Source organism: Actinoplanes sp. CA-015351 (assembly GCF_050955685.1).
In the GTDB taxonomy this organism is placed as follows: domain Bacteria; phylum Actinomycetota; class Actinomycetes; order Mycobacteriales; family Micromonosporaceae; genus Actinoplanes.
On record NZ_CP192102.1, the window covers coordinates 1,063,712 to 1,080,232 of the forward strand.

The window sequence follows — 16,521 nt, forward strand, 5'->3', positions numbered from 1 at the left end:
GGGCGCGCCGCTGGCGCTGTCCGCATCCCCAGCGTCTTCCGCACCTGTTTCCGCGCCTCCGGGTGGTTCTGCGGTTTCCGCTGGTTCTGAACCTTCCCCCAGCTCTGGTGCTCCTGCGGTTTCCACTGCTTCCGCTTTTTCTGCGGTTTCCACAGCTTCTGCGGCTTCCGTGAGTTTCGCGGCTTCTCCGGGGTCTGTGGCTTCTGCGGGGACTGCCGCTTCTCCGGGGTCTGCGGCTTCTGCGGGGACTGCCGCTTCCGTGGGCTCTCCCGGCCGGGCTGTCGGAGCGCACACCCCGGCGCCGGGCCGCCCGCTCAACCTGCTCGGTGATACCCCCGCGACGTCCAGCCTGCCGCCGGGCCCGATCCCAGCCCGCCGCAACCGCAAAGAGCCCGCCGCGAACGACATCCCGGAGTTCCACGCCACCGCGGTAGGCGCCTGGGTAGCGGCAACCGCCCCGGAACGCGCCCGCCAAACAGAGGCCCGAGCAGCCGCCCGCCTGCGAGAGGCCGCAGCAGCACGCAGGGGTTCGGGCGACGCGACAGACCTGCCCGAACGGCCGAACCCCCTACCGGGCCAACCAGGCGAACGCCAGCCCGCATCCGCCCAGTCCGAGCCCGCTCAGGCCGCATCCGCCCAGTCCGAGCCCGCTCAGGCCGCGTCTGGGCCGGGGGCTCAGCAGGCTAGGGCTGGTCAGGTTCGGCAGAACCCGGTGGGCAAGCAGTCCACGCCTGGCAAGCAACACACGGCGGCCGACGCCACCACTCAATCCGCGGAGAGCGAGCAACCAGCGGCAAAGCCGTCGCTTGAGCAGGCAGAACAGACGGAGCCGGCGGAGCCCGAAATGTCCGCCCAGAAGCGGTCCGAGCCGGACAAGGCCTCGTCAACCGAGGCCGATCGGAAGGCAACAGCTCCGGTCCACACCGAGCCCCTCCCGAGCCCGGCGGACCCGACGCCGCGCCCCAAGGCTGCGGACCCGACGCCGCTCCCCAAGGCTGCGGACCCGAACCCGCCGGCATCACGCCCGACCACACTCGCTGAGGCTCCCCGACAGGGCGGCCCTGGCAACCGCCAACTCAAGAAGCAGACCCGCAAGGACGGCACCAACCAACCCGGACCGGCATCCCAGGGCAGCGCGCATTCCCCGGCCAGCTCGCAGTCCCCGGCCCGCTCGCAGTCCCCGGCCCGCTCGCAGTCCCAGAGCAGCGCGGAGTCTCGGGACAGCGCACACTCCCAGGCCGAGCCCGCAACCCGAATCGCCTTGCACACCGGCCCAGCAGCCACCGACTGGACCGCCATCGGCCTGACCAGGCTCGGCCCCATCCCGGGCATGCCAATGCCAATCCCAACAGCCCGTCCCGCAACCACCGGCCCGGCAACCGAGCCGGCCACCGTCACGACCCTTGAGGGCGCCGAAACCCCCAAGTCGCCCATCCGGCAGGCGCAGAAGACCCCCACCCAGCCAACGAAGCGACCCGCCCAACCGGTGCCAGCTTCCAAGGCGCCCACCCAGCCGGTCCCTGAATCCACGAAATCGGCCAAGGCTCCCGCATCCGAAATCTCGTATAAATCGCCCGCGCCATCAACCATTCAGGCCGGGACGACTTCCAAGCCCGTCGAACCTGAAGCAGCAGCCACCCTGTCCGATAAGCCCACCGCAGTCGCAGCGCAACCACCCGCGTGGCCGCTCGTAACCCCACCCGAGAAGGTCACCGCCCGTTTTACCGAAAGCGCCCGTTCTACCGAAAGCGCCCGTTCTGCCGAAAGCGCCCGTTCTGCCGAAAGCGCCCGCTCTACCGAAAGCGCCCGCTCTGCCGAAAGCGACCGCACTGGCGATAGCGCCCGCACCGCCGAAACCTCGACCGCACCCGCAAAGGCCGCCGCGACACAGGCAGGCAGCCGACCGGCCGACACGGTCGAGAAGCCGCGAGACAACAGGCCCGACGGCAGCAACCAGGCCACCGCGCCGACCGAGGCGAAGACGACGAGCAAGCCGGAGCTGAAGAAGCCGCCGACCGCTGTCCGGCCAAGCGACCAAGGCAAGTCGAACCCGCTCAACAGCGAGCGCCCCAAGCCGGAAAGCGACAAGCCCAACAGGGACGACGCCCCAGCTCCAAAGGCGCCGATCGTACCGATCCCGGCCCGCCCGCTGAATCCGACAGGCCCCGCCCAAAAGCCCCAAACCCCGGCGGCCAAGACCCTGTCCGAGCCTCGAGCATCCCTGCACACAGCGGAGGCAGGCCTCCCGCCCGCGATGGAGGCAGGCAGCCTGCCCGCTGCGAACTCGCTACCGGCCCAGCCCACCGAGACGCCGGCACACGGTGAGTCCTCAACCTCCGAGACGTCGGCACACGGTGAGTCCTCACCCTCCGAGACGCAGGCACACGGTGAAGCCTCACCCTCCGAGACGTCGGCACACGGTGGGCCCGCATCCGCCGAGGGCGCATCCGGCGAGCCGCGCGCGTCGATGCACGCGGTCGAGGCCAATGGCCTGGGCGAACTAGGCGCCACCAAGGTCCCGACCCAGCCGGAGGGCAGCGGTAAAAACCGCAAGAACAACCCGCTGGCCCGGGCGCAGGGCCGGCTCGCCGGCAAACCGGTAGCCGCCACACCCGCCAAACCGGGAACCGCCCGCCGAGCCCCAGCCGCGTGGATCAAAGCCGCCGAGTCGGTAGCCGCCCGCGTTGCAGGCAAACCCACCGACCCCCAACCCCCGGCGACCGAGAACCCCGCAGCCCAGCCGGCCGAAGCCCCAACCCCAGCGCCCCAGGGCGCCGAGACCCAGGTTGCGGAGACCCAGGTTGCGGAGACCCAAGGCGCCGAGACCCAGGCCCCGGACCGCAAACCGGAACAGGCGAACGCAGCAGCCGCGCCCCAGCAGCCGCCGGCTCAGGCATCCGCGACGACCCGGAGCGCTCCTCGGCCGCAAACGCCGAACGCGGCCCCGGCCGCCGCTCACACCCCGGCTCGCCCGCAAGCGTCGAACTCAGCTCGAAAGCCCCGCCCCGGCAGCGAGAAACCACGCCCCAAGCCGCCGGCCCAGGACGAGAGCGAGCTGAACAAAATCGGCCAGGATAAAAGCGAGCCGAACAAAATCGGGCAGGACAAGAGCGAGCAGAACAAGGGTGAGCAGCCCAACGGCAAGCCGGACAAGACCATGCCAACCAAGCCCGCGCAAGAGAAACCCGCGCAGGCCAAGCCCGCCCCCGCCAAGGCAGCGCAAGCCAAAACCGCCCAGGTGACGGTCACCCGGCAGACCGCACCACCGGACGCGAACGCACGGCCGCTGAGTTATCGGGAGGAAGCCGCCGAACTACTGGCCGCCAGTTCCGAACGCCGCCGTCGGCGCACCGTTTCCGGCCGCCCAGCTCCTGACCGAGACCACACCCCGGAATAGCCGAGAAAGACGAGATCGGGCCGTTGACCACCATGGTCAGCGGCCCGATCTTTTGGAGCCGCGCCCGCCGGTCACCGCCGAGGGAGCTCCGAGGCCGAAGACGCACGTTGCGGACGGGAGCCGTAGACAGGAGCGCACAACAGCGCCGTTCAGCGGAGACGAAGTCACACATTGGCGCTGCGTGTGCCCAGATCACGGCTATAGCGGTGCTGAGGTCGCACACAACCGTTCGGTGCGCCCTGGTCTCCGCAGAACGAGACGGGAGCCCACGGTGGGCCCCGAGCGCCCCGAGACGGGAGCCCACGGTGGCCCCCGAGCGCCCCGAGACAGGAGCCCACGGTGGGCCCCGAGCACCCCGAGACGGGAGCCCACGGTGGGCCCCGAGCACCCCCGAGACGGGAGCCCACGTTGAGCCCTCGCATTGCGGTCAACTACTGGCCTCTTCGACCCCTACCGTGAAACCCATGAGAGTGCTCTCCCCGCGCGAGCTGAACCGGACCTACCTGATCCGCCAGCTGCTCACCGAGCCCGAGCCCGGCCACAACCCCGAGCCCGGCCACAACCCCGAGCCCGGCCACAACCCCGAGCCCGGCCCCAACCCCGAGCCCGGCCCCGAGCCTCATCGCAAGCGCACCCCCAGCCCCGCCGCCGAGGTCATCACCCACCTGGTGGCGTTGCAGGGCCAGGAGTCCGACTCCCCGTACCTCAGCCTCTGGGCCCGCATCCCCAACTTCCACCAGGACGACCTGTCCACCCTGCTCAACGACCGCACCGTCGTCCGCAGCGCCCTCCTTCGCGGCACCCAGCACCTCTGCACCGGTGACGACTTCCTCTGGCTGCGCCCGACGCTGCAGCCATACCTGGACCGATTCGCCAGCCGCGGCGGACGGCTCGACGGCCTGCCGCAGGACGAACTGGTCACCGCGGCCCGGGAGATCATGGACGGCAGGCAGCTCAGCCGTCCGGAACTGACCCGACAGCTGACGGATCGATTTCCCGGCCCCGACCCACAGTGGCTCAAGCTGGTCGTACACCTGCGGTTGGCTCTGCTGCACCCGCCGCCGGCCGGGATGTGGCGGCACCGAGGGCGAGTGGGCTGCGTGCTCGCCGAGGATTGGCTCGCGCGGCCTCTGGCCGCTGAGCCGGCGCCGGAGAAGTTGATTCTGCGATACCTGGCGGCGTTCGGTCCGGCTTCGATCAAGGACATCCAGGTCTGGTCGGGTTTGACCCGCTTGCGCGGGTTGATGGCCGAGCTGCGTGATCAGCTGCGGGTCTTCCAAGATCAAAACCACATTGATCTGTACGACCTAACGGAAGCACCCTTGGCCGATCCTGACCTTCCAGCGCCAGTGGTGTTCCTCCCTGAGTTCGACAATGCGCTGCTCGGGCACGCCGACCGTGACCGGATCATCCATCCGGGTGACCGGGCCCTGGTAACGCCGGGCTGGTCGATCGTGCGGCCGACCGTGCTGGTGGACGGGTTCGTGGCGGCCACCTGGTCGATCGAAGGAACCGTTCTGAGGGTGGCGCCGTTCCGTCCACTGTCCGGTAAAGACCAGGCAGCCGTTGAGGCGGAGGGCGAGCGGCTGATGGCGTTCGTGGCGCCGGGGGAGAAGCCGGAGATCCGGTGGGCGGGGGAGCAGCCGGGTGTCCGCTGGGGCAATAGGCCCGAAAAGGCCCTCCGCGCTGCCGACGCGAAGGGCCTTTTACCGGGGGGAACGGAGTAACCGAAGGGGGGCTTCGTCCGTTAAGTTCACTTTACCCAACAATCGGCCAAGTGGGAAGACCAGGCAGCAAAGCGGACAAACGGCCGGAACTCGGGCCGGGAGCCACCGTAGGCGTCAAACGATGTCGCCGTGCCGGGCGTAGGCTGACACCCGTGGCGGATCTTCTGGTGTGGATCGACTGTGAGATGACCGGTCTCGATTTGGGCAAGGACAAGCTCATCGAGGTCGCGGCGCTTGTCACCGATCCCGAACTCAACGTGCTCGGCGAGGGCGTCGACCTGGTCATTCACGCGGATGACGCGGCGCTCGACGCGATGCCGCCGGTGGTGCGTGACATGCACGCCAAATCCGGTCTGACCGACGAGGTTCGCCGGTCCACGGTCACGATGGCCGAGGCGGAGGAAGCCGTCCTCGCGTACATCAAGGAGTTTGTTCCTAATCCGCGGACCGCTCCGCTCTGCGGCAACTCGATCGCCACCGACCGGGGCTTCCTGGCTCGCGACATGCCGGCGCTCGACGCGCACCTGCACTACCGCATGATCGACGTCTCCTCGATCAAGGAGCTGTGCCGGCGGTGGTACCCGCGGGTGTACTTCGGTCAGCCGGCCAAGGGCCTGTCGCACCGCGCTCTCGCCGACATCCGGGAGAGCATCCGCGAGCTGGAGTACTACCGGCGCGCCATCTTCGTCCCGCAGCCCGGCCCGGACGTCGAGACGGCGAAGGCGATCGCCGCCGGCCTCTAGACCTAACCCGCTCGACAGGCCCCTGGCGGGTGTGGCTATGATTGTCCCGCAACGCAGGGTTCGCCCTGTGGGCATGGTGGTCGTAGCTCAGCTGGTAGAGCGCCGGCTTGTGGTGCCGGATGTCGCGGGTTCAAGTCCCGTCGATCACCCCACGTAATGACGAGAGGCTCGGCCGGCTGGCCGGGCCTTTTTCGTGCTCAAGAGGTGACTGGAAGCGAGTTTGGGAGCGCTCCGAAAAACTTTTGGGAACAGAGCAACCTTTCGGGCCTGAGCGACCACTGGGGTGTGGATCAATCCTCGTGCCCCGGGAGACACCCTTCATGCTTGCCAAGCGCATCGTCGTACCGCTTTCGGTACTGACCGTCGGCGCCGCGGCCGCGGTGGTCGGCGTTCTGAACGCCGACGCGGCCGTTGCCACCTCCTGCTCCGTCACCTATTCCGTCGTCAACCAGTGGAGCAGCGGTTTCACCGGCGACGTGAAGATCCGAAACAGCGGCGGGACGGCCATCGACGGCTGGACGCTGGGCTTCACCTTCCCCTCCGGCCAGAAGGTCGCGAGCGGTTGGAACGGCACCTGGACCCAGACCGGCAGCGTGGTCACGGTGAAGGACTCCGGCTGGAACAAGACGCTCGCTGCGGGCGCCCAGGTGGCGCTCGGTTTCAACGGCACCTGGAGCGGCAGCAACACGGCGCCGACCGGGTTCACCGTGAACGGGGTGGCGTGCGGCGGGGCCGTGGCCACCACGACCGCGACGCCGACCACGACCACGACGCCGAGCACGACCGCTACGGCGAGTCCGACAGCAGCCGCGACAGCGACGGCGTCGGCGAGTCCGAGCGCGACGAAGACCGCGACGGCGACTCCCACGGCCACCACCGCGAGCCCGACGCCCTCAAAAACCGCCACTGCCACGCCGACCGCGACCGTCTCCAAGGGCGTCGAGAACTGCACCGACTACGCCGCCCTCGTCCGCGGCAAGTACTGGGTCAACAACAACGTCTGGGGTAAGGCCGACGGCACCGGCTCCCAGTGCGTCTGGGAGAACGGCCTCAGCGGCGACAACCTGAGCTGGGGCACCAGCTGGACCTGGGCCGGCGACAACACCAAGGTCAAGTCGTACGCAAGTGCCGTGCTTGGTTGGCACTGGGGTTGGAAGGCCACCGGGACGGGGCTGCCGATCCAGCTCAGCGCCGGCAAAGCGGTCAACGCCTCGTGGAACTTCCAGGTCACCCAGACCACCAGCAACGTCATGAACGTCGCGTACGACCTGTGGCTGCACGACATGGCGAACCCGGACTGGCAGAACAACCCGACCGACGAGGTCATGGTCTGGCTCTACAAGTCCGGCGGGGCGGGCCCGGTCGGCACGAAGCAGGCCACCGTGACGATCGCCGGCACCACCTGGGACCTCTACAAGGGCAACATCGGCTGGGAGGTGTACTCGTTCGTGCGTACCTCGAACACCTCGTCGGCGTCGCTGAACCTCACCGACTTCACCAATGACCTGGTCACCCGCGGCTGGCTCGCCAAGACCAAGTACCTGTCGAGCGTCCAGGCCGGCACCGAGATCTTCACCGGTCAGGGCCGTCTGGACACCACCGCGTACTCCGTGAAGATCGGCTGATTTCGGTCGCCCCGGATTCGTCCCTCACACGGCCCGGGGCGGCCGGCACCCCCTGAGAAAATCCCCTGACGGTCAGGAACAGTGGCTTGTCCGACCTAGAGACTGAATACGCCTTCCGGCGATTCTTCGACGACCATCACACCGACCTGTCCCGCCTCGCCTACCTGGTGACCGGCGATTCGCAGGCCGCCGACGACCTGGCGGCCGACGCGTTCGTGGAGGTATGGCGTCACTGGGAGCGTGTCCAGTCGGCACAGAGCCCGATCGCGTACGCTCGCGGCATCGTGACCAACCTGGCTCGTCAATGGATCAAGCGGCAGAGCCGGGAGCGCGCCGGCGTTCTGCGGCTCGGTCTCCTGCGCCGCGAGCGCGGCGAGAGCGACACTTCCGCGGTCCTCGACGTGCGCGCTGCCCTGCAGCGACTTCCGCAGCGGCGTCGCGAGTGCGTCATTCTCCGGTACGCCTTTGACGTGCCGGAGAAGGAAGTCGCAGCGATCCTGGGTATCTCGGTCGGTGCGGTGAAAAGCCACACCTCGCGTGGCGCCGCACAGTTGAGCGAGTTCCTGCGCGGCATGCCGCTGATGATGGGAGGCCTTCATGGCTGAACACCCGGATCTCGGCCGGGTGCTGCGCCAGGAGGCCGGCCGGCATGTGCCCGACCGGGACGCGATCCTCACCCGCGTCGCCCGCCGGCGCAGCGAGCCATCCCGCAGCCGATGGGCCTTCCTGGCACTGCGCCCGGTGGCGGCCGCCGCCTCGGTGGTGGCAACCCTGGTGGTCGGTTTCACCGGCATCAAGCTGGCCGGCGATCGGGAGCCCACACAGCCGCCGGCCGCGACCGGCACCAGCGCCCCGGCGTCGATCTCGCCGTCTCCTTCGGCATCGTTGCCCGCGTCACCCGATGCGTCACCTGGGGATGATCCGCCGGTGGGCGCGACGACCCGGCCGCATCAGCCTCCGGCGACCGCAGGCAGCCCGCCCGCTCCGAAGTGGACCCCGGTCGCCGGTTACCTGAGCTCGGCCGCCGAGGTCGACTCGCACTCGAACGCGACCTGGGCGCAGGGCAACCTGATCCTCACCACAACCGAGACCGTCACGGCCCTCGACGTGCTGGTCAGCGTGGTACGCACGGACGGCGTGGCAAACGCCGGCCAATGGAGTTCGATACCTGCCGAGATGCTCACGATGACCGTGACCGAGGAGAAGGACGCGCTGCTCTACCGCTTCACCCTGCATGACGGCGCGACGCTGGCACCGGGCGCTTACACGTTCGCGGCGCAGTACCTGCACGCCACGGGAGAGCGCGATCAGGACGCGGACAGTTACGGCGCGATCGCCACGGGCGGCACCGACGGCAAGAAGGTGGAGATCAGCGGAGCGTTCCAAGCTGATTGACGCCGGACAGCGGGGACACAGTGTCGTGTTGGATGATCTCCCGATGGTTGCTGTCAGCGCGGACGACTACGCCTGGTTCACCGAGCAGTGCCCGGAGATCGCCGGCACGTGCCGCCTCACCCTGGTCCGGGGCCGCACACCCACCGAAGTGATCGAGCAGTTGGGTGGCTCGACCCCGGCCCGCTCGATCGGCGTACGCCGCCTGACCGAGCAACTCGAGTCCCACCCCGCCCGTTTCGTGGCAGCCGCAGCCATCGACGGCTGGACCCTGATCGTCGAACCGGACACCGAGCCGGACATGAGGGCGGGCCGGCAGCTCTCCCGCGAGACAGTGCTGGTCGCCCACTCGGCCGAGTCGTTCCTCTGGGCGCGGGACGGCGAGATCCTCCTGCAGTTCGACCCCGCCGACCCAGCCCACCGCGCCGGCACCGACCCGAACACCCTGACCCCAGCCATGAGCCGCCTGGGCTTCGACACGGGCGAAGCCCCGGCCGCAGACACCGACGAGAACTCCAGCCTCGACGGCGACGCGGGCTGGGGTGACGCTGCTCGGCACCGGGAGCGGTCCCTTGCGCTCGCGGAGCAGCTCACCGGCGTACGCATCACGCTGGAAGCCCTGGAGGCAGCAACCTTCAGCTGCGCCGCCCTGCCCAACCACAACGAACCCGGGCATCCCGCCGCCGCAGAGGTACCAGCAGCCCAAAGCGTCACAGCCCAAAGCGTGCCGAGCGCTCGCCCGGAACGGTGGGACGAGGAATACGACGCCCCCGCCGAGGACGACGACTGGTCCGACCCGGACACCGACGAACCCGACGGCGACACCGACGACCGGGAGTGGCCCCGCCTGGTAGCCAAGTCCGCCGAGCCTTCACCTGAATACCCGCCGCCGAAGCACTGACCCTGCTGGTCACTCCACGCCCAATGCCGACACGCACGCCACGAAACGGCTGCTTCGTGTCGACTTCAGGTTCGAACCGCACCCTAAATCAACACGCCGCTTCGGGGTTGCGGCGGAGCCGCCCTGCGGAACGGCGGTTCGTGGATAGCCAGACCTGCTTTCGTCGCTCTGCGTATCATGCTCGCGGGGATCAGACCGCGGGGATCACGGGGATCACAGGCCTCCAAAGCAGCACTGTGAACCGCCGGTCGTGCCCTCGACCGCCGGCGGCGACGGCGCGCGGCGGCCCGCTGCGGAGTGTGGCTTGGGTTGTGCGGTGGCTTGGGTCAGGTGGGTAGGTCGGCCAGGTGGGCGTCCAGTTCGGACACCGCTTCGGCGGGGGTCAGGTGGCCGGCCAAGACGTGGACGCTCAGGCCGTCCACCACCGCGTTCAAACGGCGCGCCAGCGAAACCTGCCGCCGCGGTGACTCTGCCGGCAGCAGATGGGTGATCAGATTCAGGCATAGTTCGGACATGCCCACCAGGATCTCGCGCTGAATCGCGGCCAGCTGGGGGTCGCCAAGGCCCAGGGCCAGGAATGCGAACGTGATCGATGCCTCGATGTGGCGCTCGGCGTCGATCGGCATGGTCTCCAGCAGCAGGGCCCGGACCACCTCGTTCGGCGTGCCCTGGGGGTTCAGTGCGGTGATCCGTGCCGTTACCCGGGCCAGTACCTGCTGGCAGGCGAAGGCGAGCAGCTCGTCGCGGGTGGCGAAGTAGTGGCGTAGTGCGCCTGAGGACCAGCCTGACTCGGCGGCCACGGTCCGCATGGACACGTTCGCCACGCCGTCGCGGGTGATCACTCGCCAGACGGCGCCGGCCAATTCGCGGCGGCGTTCTCCGTGGTCGACAACTTTTGGCACATACCGATCATCGCACGGTCGTGCTATAAAGGAAAAAACACAGACGTGCGAAAACAATAACAACGGGGGGAGAAAGATGATCACGCTCATCGTCGCCTGTGAGATTGGCTTCTGGGTGCTGCTCGTGGCCGGTCTGCTGGTGCGCTACCTGCTGCGATGGCGCCGCACCGGCGCGGCCCTGCTCGTCGCCGTCCCGCTGATCGACGTCCTGCTCCTGGTCGCCACCGCGATCGACCTGCGCCGCGGAGCGGAGGCGAGCCTCGCGCACGGCCTGGCCGCGGTCTGCCTCGCCGTGACGGTCGTTTTCGGTCATCGGATGATCCGCTGGGCCGACGTGCGGGTCGCGCACCGATTCGCCGGTGGTCCGGCGCCCACGCGCGGACCGCGCGCCGGGCGCGAGCATGCGGCCGACGAGCGCAGGGCGTGGCTCGAGCATCTTCTTGCGTACGCCCTGGGCGCCGGACTCCTCGGACTGTTCACCCTGGTCGCGGGCGGGATGGAGAACGCGGCGCCGCTGTGGGGAGTGATGGGCCCGTGGACCGTTGTGCTGGTGATCGACTTCGTGATCTCGTTCAGTTATACGGTGATGCCCCGCAAATCGTGAGTTTGCAATGCCTTTGCTGGCGCGAGGGCGATATGCGGCTTATCTGGCGCGGGGGTCGAAAAGGCGTAATAAAAAAGCGCGGGCCTGGTCGGAATCGACCAAGCCCGCGCCCGGCAGACCTTAGAGGTAACTGCCCTTTTTGTACTCTTCGTAGCTGACGTTCCAGTCGGTCCAGCCGTTGCCGTTCTTGAGCTTCTCTTCGGTGCCCGAGACGGTGATCACGTCGCCCATCATCGTGCGGTTGAAGAGCCACTCGCCCATCGCCTCGGAGACGTTGACGCAGCCGTGCGAGACGTTGCGCTTGCCCTGCTGGCCCTCGGACCACGGGGCGGCGTGGATGAACTGGCCGCTGTGGGTGATCCGCTGTGCCCAGTCGATGTCGGTGCGGTAACCGCCGTCGGGGTCGGTGTCGGTGGTGTCGAAGACGGTTTTCGCCTTCTTCTCCATCACGACCATCGTGCCGCTCGACGACGGAGTTTTCGGCTTGCCGAGGCTCACCGGGATGGTCTTGATGACCTTGCCGTCCTGGGTGACGGTCATCTTCTTGGATTTGTTGTCGACCTTCATGATCAGCGAACGGCCGATCTTCATGTCGACGGTGAGGTCGGAGCGGCCGTACCAGCCGTCGCCGAGTTTCACGCCCTTGAGCTGCACCTTGTAGAAGACCTTGGAGCCGGCCTTCCAGTAGGTCTTCGGGCGGAAGTGCACCTCGGTGGAGCTGATCCAGTGCCAGGTGCCCTCTTGCGCGGGAGTCGCCGTGACGACCATGCGGCGCTCGACCTCGGCCCGGTATTTCTCCGGGATGGCGCGGCCGAACCTCATGATCAGCGGCATGCCGACACCGACGACGTTGTTGTCGCCGAGGAAGCTCGTCACGCGAACCAGGTTCGCCGGCTTCTTCATCGTCGTGAAGCTGCTGGTGACGGTGTTGTTCTTGCCCTCGGCCTCGGGCGTGGTGACGGTGACCGTGTACTTCGTGCCCCAGTCCAGCGACTCGCTCGGTTTCCAGACGTTGCCGTCCTTGTCGAGCGTGCCCTTGACCTCGTCACCCTTGGCGTTGGTGACCTTGAGGTCGGTGTTCTCGGGGTCCTCGCTGTTGTACTTGACCTCGGACCATGCCTCGACATCGGTCGCGTCGAGTGCGGGTGAGGTGACCGCCACGGTGCTCAGCGTGGGCTCGGGCGACGGGGCCTCGGCGGCCGGGGCCGCACTGCTGCCGCCTTCCGCTCCGCCGCCCTGCCACGACGGCGAATCGCCGCCGCCACTGCACGCGGCAGTCAGCAGGAGGGTGCCCGCCAGCACCGTGACCACGGCCGCGCGCCATCTGCGGCGACCCGACCGAATTGCATCCATGTCCATGGTCCCCTCAAGGCGTCGTTCTCCCGGCGCCCAATAGTGCTCCAAAAATGTCTCGCGACCAATCCCGGGTTTGTGCCGAAGTACCCCGTGTGCGGGTTCGAGACACTCAGCCGAGGTTCGCCGGAACCTCCAACGCGCTGCCCTTGGCAAACTCTTCCCAGCTGAGATCCCAGGGTGTCCAGCCGTTGCCGTACTCCAGCTTGTCGCCGGTGCCGGCCACGGTGATCGGGTCACCGACGAGAGTCTTGTCGAAGAGCCACCGGGCGTTCGTCGGAGACACGTTGACACATCCATGTGACACATTTCGGCGACCTTGATCACCTGTGGACCACGGAGCCGAGTGAATGTACTGACCGCTCCAGGTCAGTCGCTGTGCGTACTCGATCTCGGTGCGGTAACCGTCCGCGCCGTCGGTGTCGGTGGTGTCGAAGACGGTCTGCGCCATCTTCTGCATGACGACCATCGTGCCGCTCGACGACGGGGTGCTCTTCTTGCCGAGGCTCACCGGCATCGTCTTGATCGTCTTGCCGTCGCGGACCACTGTCATCTTCTTGGTCTTGTTGTCGACCTTCATCTCGAAACTGCGGCCGATCTTCGCGGTCGCCGACCGGTCCTTGTCGCCGTAGATCCCGTCGCCGGTGGGCAGCCCGGCGAGCGCGGCCCGCACCTTGATCTGGGTGCCGGTCTGCCAGTACTCCGGCGCGCGGTAGTAGGCCTGGGTGCCGCTCGGCGTCCACGACCAGGTGCCCGGCTGCGCCGGGGTGATCTCGACGAACAACCGCTTCTGCACGGCCGCCCGGTCCTTCTTCTTGATGCCGGGGTCGAATTCGACCACGACCGGCATGGCGACGCCGTACGTGTGATCGTCGAACAGATAGAGCCCGGTGTCCGTGGTCCGGCCCGGCTGGCTCATCGTGGTGAACGCTGTGGTCTGCTTCGTCGTCGTGCCGTCCTTGCCGGTGGCGACGACCTCGGCCGCGTACTTCTGCTTCGCTTTCAGCGGCTTGCCCGGCACCCAGGCCGAGCCGTCCTCGCGGAAGTCACCGGCGACCTTCTTGCCCGCGGCGTCGGTGAGGGTCACCGAAGTGACCTCGCCACCGCTGACCTTCAGCCCGATCTCGGCGCTGATCGGCACGTTCTTCTTGTCCTTGGCCGGCGTGATCGTCAACGCCACCGGTTCGGCCACGGTGGTGCTCTCCGGCACCGGCCCACCGGAGGGACCACTCGCCACCGCTGCCGGTTCGGCGAAGCTCGGCTTCGGGTCGTCGCCGCAGGCGGCAAGGGGAGCGATCATGGCAGTTGCCAGGATCGCCGCCAGGGAGCGGCGGAGGTCAACCATCGTCATGGCCCCGTTCTGGAGTTCTCAGCGCAGCCATACTGACGCATGTGCGCAAGTCGCGGGTCCTCCTTGAGGTGGCAAGTAACCGATTTCAAGGATCTCCGGAGGCCGTGCTACCGTTTCTCTCGTTGCACGGCGAGCGTCGCTAGCTCAACTGGCAGAGCAGCGGACTCTTAATCCGCGGGTTGTAGGTTCAAGTCCTACGCGACGCACTCTCACCACCCAACATCAGGCCCTGACCTTTGGTCAGGGCCTTTTCGCTGCGCCGGTCCGGCTCCGATAGTTTCGGCCCTTTCAAGATCATTGGGTACGCGCAAAGCAGCTCGCGAGCCACCGAAAGTTTCGAAAAGTTCCGGTTGACTTGACCATGACTGCTCCGAACAATAAGAAAACGACGATCGTCAATCGATGCCATCCCCAGTCCATCGAAAGGTGATCCCCCATGCGTCGATCCCTCGCCGCGGCCGCCGTCCTGGCCGTGGCCGGCACCCTCCTGCTCGGGCAGCCTCCGGCCCAGGCAACGGCGGCTGCCGACTGTGCCAACGGCTACGTCGCGCTCACCTACGACGACGGCCCCAACCCCGGCAACACGAGCACGCTGCTGAACGCTCTGCGGTCGGCGGGCGTGCGCGCCACGATGTTCAACACCGGCCAGAACGCGGCGGCCAACCCCGGTCTCGTCGCCGCTCAGGTGTCGGCCGGCATGTGGGTCGCCAATCACAGTTACACCCACCCGCACATGCTGACGCTCAGTGCCGCGCAGATGAGTTCGGAGCTCTCCCGGACCCAGAGCGCGATCCGGGCCGGTGGCGGCGGCACCCCGGTGCTCTTCCGCCCGCCGTACGGGGAGACGAACGCCACCCTGCAGTCCGCGGCGTCGGCCCTCGGCCTGCGTACGGTTCTGTGGGACGTCGACTCGCAGGACTGGAACGGCGCGAGCACCGCGCAGATCGTGCAGGCCGCGAGCACCCTGACCAACGGCGGCGTGATCCTCATGCACGACCAGTACGCGACGACCGTGGCCGCCGTGCCACAGATCGCGGCGGGCCTGCGCAACCGCGGACTCTGCGCCGGAATGATCTCCCCGTCGACGGGGAGAGCGGTGGCGCCCACCGGTAGCGGTGGCGGTGGTGGCGGCTCTTCGTGTGCCGCCACCTATGCCGAGGGGCAGAAATGGAGTGACAGGTTCAACGGACAGGTCACGGTGACCGGGTCGAACAACTGGACGGTCACCGTCACGCTCACCTCGCCGCAACGGATCATCGCGACCTGGAACGCGACGGTGAGCTGGACGTCGAGCACCGTGATGACGGCTCGGCCGAACGGGAGCGGCAACACGTTCGGATTCACCGTCCAGCACGGCGGAAACTGGTCCTGGCCTGCGCTGACCTGTACCGCGACGTAACGGAAAACCCTCCGTGGGCGTGGAGATCCACGCCCACGGGTTAGGGTGATTTGTGTCATCCACTCAGTTGCTGACCAGTGATGATCTGGACATGATCGGCTACGACGCGTTGCGCGGCGGTGATCCCCGCGCGGCCGTCACCGAACTGCTGGTCGCAGTCGATCAACAAGGGCTCGCCGATCCGGCCGACACCGGGTACGCGCTGATGCTGGCCGCCGAACTCACTGAGAAACAGGGTGAGTTGCCGCCGGCGCTGGCGCTCGTGGAGCGCGCCATCGAGTCGTACCAGCAGGTCGAGGACGCCGCCGGCGGTTTCGCGCGGGCGCGGCGCGGGGAGCTGCTGTCCCGGCTCGGGCGCGAGGACGAGGCGATGGCGGCGTTCACCGCGCTGCGGCCGAAACTGGTCCGGGACCCGGACGCCGCGGCGTACCTCGGCGAGGCCCTGGAGGAGTGCGGCCAGGGCGAGATCGCCGAGCAGTGGCTGACCGCGGCCCTGACCACCGTCCTGGACCGTCCGGACACCACGCTCAACCAGCGTCTCACCGGCGCGCTGCTGCAGTCCCGCCGCCGGGTCCGCCGTGACCTGGAGCTGCCCGCCGACGAGTACGACAACGTCGTGGACCGCAGGCAGGCGCAGCCCGGCCAGGGCGTGATGTTCTGGCCGCACGCCGAGTTCGACAAGGTGCTGCTGCGCTGGCCGGCGTTCGCCGACGTCTACGGGCACACCTGGGACGCGCACCGAGCCGACCTGGAGAAGGCGCTGACCCTCTGGACCGAGGCCGGGCAGTCCGGCTTCCGTCTCTACGCCGGGACGGCCGACGGCCTGGCCGAATACGTGGGCCGCCACGGCGGTGATCCGGGGGACACGGAGGTGCGTGCCGGGTACGCGCGGCAGCTCGAAGGGCACGGTCCGGCAGCCGTCTGGCCGCCCGGTCGTAACGACGCGTGCTGGTGCGATTCCGCGGCGAAATACAAGAGGTGTTGCCTGCCCAGGTCCCGTTAGGGCCTGTTCAGGCGTGTGCTAACGTTCTTTCTCGTTGGCCGGCGCCGCTAGCTCAACTGGCAGAGCAGCGGACTCTTAATCCGCGGGTTGTAGGTTCAAGTCCTACGCGGCGCACATCAACAAG

Annotated in this window: 13 protein-coding genes and 3 tRNA genes; 13 read left to right on the forward strand and 3 right to left on the reverse strand. The window is 68.1% G+C overall.

What is annotated here, in order from left to right:
* Positions 1-1,486 precede the first annotated feature (1,486 nt).
* The 8 genes from ACQP2E_RS04890 (at position 1,487) to ACQP2E_RS04925 (ending at position 9,785) form a co-directional block, all read left to right on the forward strand.
* Entirely contained in the window at positions 1,487-3,397 is a 1,911-nt protein-coding gene (locus ACQP2E_RS04890; RefSeq protein ID WP_433828679.1) for a hypothetical protein, read from the forward strand.
* 464 nt (positions 3,398-3,861) lie between these two features.
* On the forward strand, positions 3,862-5,124 hold the full coding sequence (locus tag ACQP2E_RS04895; protein WP_433828680.1) for a winged helix DNA-binding domain-containing protein: 1,263 nt from the start codon (positions 3,862-3,864) through the stop codon (positions 5,122-5,124).
* A 185-nt stretch (positions 5,125-5,309) separates the two neighbouring features.
* Positions 5,310-5,867, forward strand: coding sequence for an oligoribonuclease (orn, locus tag ACQP2E_RS04900; RefSeq protein ID WP_221403070.1), 558 nt, complete (start codon positions 5,310-5,312; stop codon positions 5,865-5,867).
* A gap of 76 nt (positions 5,868-5,943) precedes the next feature.
* Positions 5,944-6,019 (forward strand) — tRNA-His (locus ACQP2E_RS04905).
* 168 nt (positions 6,020-6,187) lie between these two features.
* Entirely contained in the window at positions 6,188-7,492 is a 1,305-nt protein-coding gene (locus tag ACQP2E_RS04910) for a GH12 family glycosyl hydrolase domain-containing protein (protein WP_433828681.1), read from the forward strand.
* An 86-nt stretch (positions 7,493-7,578) separates the two neighbouring features.
* The gene (locus ACQP2E_RS04915) at positions 7,579-8,097 is read left to right on the forward strand and encodes a SigE family RNA polymerase sigma factor (protein WP_111648214.1); all 519 of its coding nucleotides are present in this window, start codon (positions 7,579-7,581) and stop codon (positions 8,095-8,097) included.
* Positions 8,090-8,887 (forward strand): hypothetical protein, encoded by a 798-nt coding sequence (locus tag ACQP2E_RS04920; protein ID WP_433828682.1) that lies wholly within the window; start codon positions 8,090-8,092, stop codon positions 8,885-8,887. Before ACQP2E_RS04915 ends, ACQP2E_RS04920 begins: the two co-directional genes overlap by 8 nt.
* A 43-nt stretch (positions 8,888-8,930) precedes the next feature.
* Positions 8,931-9,785, forward strand: a complete 855-nt coding sequence (locus tag ACQP2E_RS04925) for a DUF6461 domain-containing protein (protein ID WP_433828683.1) — start codon at positions 8,931-8,933, stop codon at positions 9,783-9,785.
* A gap of 326 nt (positions 9,786-10,111) precedes the next feature.
* On the opposite strand, the gene ACQP2E_RS04930 is transcribed toward ACQP2E_RS04925, so the two are convergent.
* The gene (locus tag ACQP2E_RS04930) at positions 10,112-10,687 is read right to left on the reverse strand and encodes a TetR/AcrR family transcriptional regulator (RefSeq protein ID WP_433828684.1); all 576 of its coding nucleotides are present in this window, start codon (positions 10,685-10,687) and stop codon (positions 10,112-10,114) included.
* Positions 10,688-10,763: 76 nt separating this feature from the next.
* Here ACQP2E_RS04930 and ACQP2E_RS04935 point away from each other — a divergent pair, with 76 nt between their 5' ends.
* Entirely contained in the window at positions 10,764-11,291 is a 528-nt protein-coding gene (locus ACQP2E_RS04935; RefSeq protein WP_433828685.1) for a hypothetical protein, read from the forward strand.
* 120 nt (positions 11,292-11,411) lie between these two features.
* On the opposite strand, the gene ACQP2E_RS04940 is transcribed toward ACQP2E_RS04935, so the two are convergent.
* Both ACQP2E_RS04940 and ACQP2E_RS04945 read right to left on the reverse strand, forming a co-directional pair.
* Positions 11,412-12,650 carry an Ig-like domain-containing protein gene (locus ACQP2E_RS04940; protein ID WP_433828686.1) on the reverse strand — a complete coding sequence of 413 codons (1,239 nt, stop codon included), beginning with the start codon at positions 12,648-12,650 and terminating at the stop codon, positions 11,412-11,414.
* Between the two features lie 106 nt (positions 12,651-12,756).
* On the reverse strand, positions 12,757-13,989 hold the full coding sequence (locus tag ACQP2E_RS04945; protein ID WP_433833768.1) for an Ig-like domain-containing protein: 1,233 nt from the start codon (positions 13,987-13,989) through the stop codon (positions 12,757-12,759).
* A 139-nt stretch (positions 13,990-14,128) separates the two neighbouring features.
* On the opposite strand from ACQP2E_RS04945, the gene ACQP2E_RS04950 reads away from it, so the two are divergent.
* The 4 genes from ACQP2E_RS04950 to ACQP2E_RS04965 all read left to right on the forward strand — a co-directional run bounded on the left by ACQP2E_RS04950 (position 14,129) and on the right by ACQP2E_RS04965 (position 16,511).
* Positions 14,129-14,201 (forward strand) — tRNA-Lys (locus ACQP2E_RS04950).
* 230 nt (positions 14,202-14,431) lie between these two features.
* Positions 14,432-15,394 (forward strand): polysaccharide deacetylase family protein, encoded by a 963-nt coding sequence (locus ACQP2E_RS04955; protein WP_433828687.1) that lies wholly within the window; start codon positions 14,432-14,434, stop codon positions 15,392-15,394.
* 52 nt (positions 15,395-15,446) lie between these two features.
* Positions 15,447-16,397, forward strand: a complete 951-nt coding sequence (locus tag ACQP2E_RS04960) for an SEC-C metal-binding domain-containing protein (RefSeq protein WP_433828688.1) — start codon at positions 15,447-15,449, stop codon at positions 16,395-16,397.
* 41 nt (positions 16,398-16,438) lie between these two features.
* Positions 16,439-16,511 (forward strand) — tRNA-Lys (locus tag ACQP2E_RS04965).
* The last annotated feature ends 10 nt before the right edge of the window (positions 16,512-16,521 follow it).

Bases quoted from the DNA above. Each gene is read 5' to 3' on its own strand.
- ACQP2E_RS04895 (WP_433828680.1), top strand. From the start codon at position 3,862: ATGAGAGTGCTCTCCCCGCGCGAGCTGAACCGGACCTACCTGATCCGC.
- orn (WP_221403070.1), top strand. From the start codon at position 5,310: ATGACCGGTCTCGATTTGGGCAAGGACAAGCTCATCGAGGTCGCGGCG.
- ACQP2E_RS04910 (WP_433828681.1), top strand. From the start codon at position 6,188: ATGCTTGCCAAGCGCATCGTCGTACCGCTTTCGGTACTGACCGTCGGC.
- ACQP2E_RS04920 (WP_433828682.1), top strand. From the start codon at position 8,090: ATGGCTGAACACCCGGATCTCGGCCGGGTGCTGCGCCAGGAGGCCGGC.
- ACQP2E_RS04925 (WP_433828683.1), top strand. From the start codon at position 8,931: ATGGTTGCTGTCAGCGCGGACGACTACGCCTGGTTCACCGAGCAGTGC.
- ACQP2E_RS04935 (WP_433828685.1), top strand. From the start codon at position 10,764: ATGATCACGCTCATCGTCGCCTGTGAGATTGGCTTCTGGGTGCTGCTC.
- ACQP2E_RS04940 (WP_433828686.1), bottom strand. From the start codon at position 12,650: ATGGACATGGATGCAATTCGGTCGGGTCGCCGCAGATGGCGCGCGGCC.
- ACQP2E_RS04945 (WP_433833768.1), bottom strand. From the start codon at position 13,989: ATGGTTGACCTCCGCCGCTCCCTGGCGGCGATCCTGGCAACTGCCATG.
- ACQP2E_RS04955 (WP_433828687.1), top strand. From the start codon at position 14,432: ATGCGTCGATCCCTCGCCGCGGCCGCCGTCCTGGCCGTGGCCGGCACC.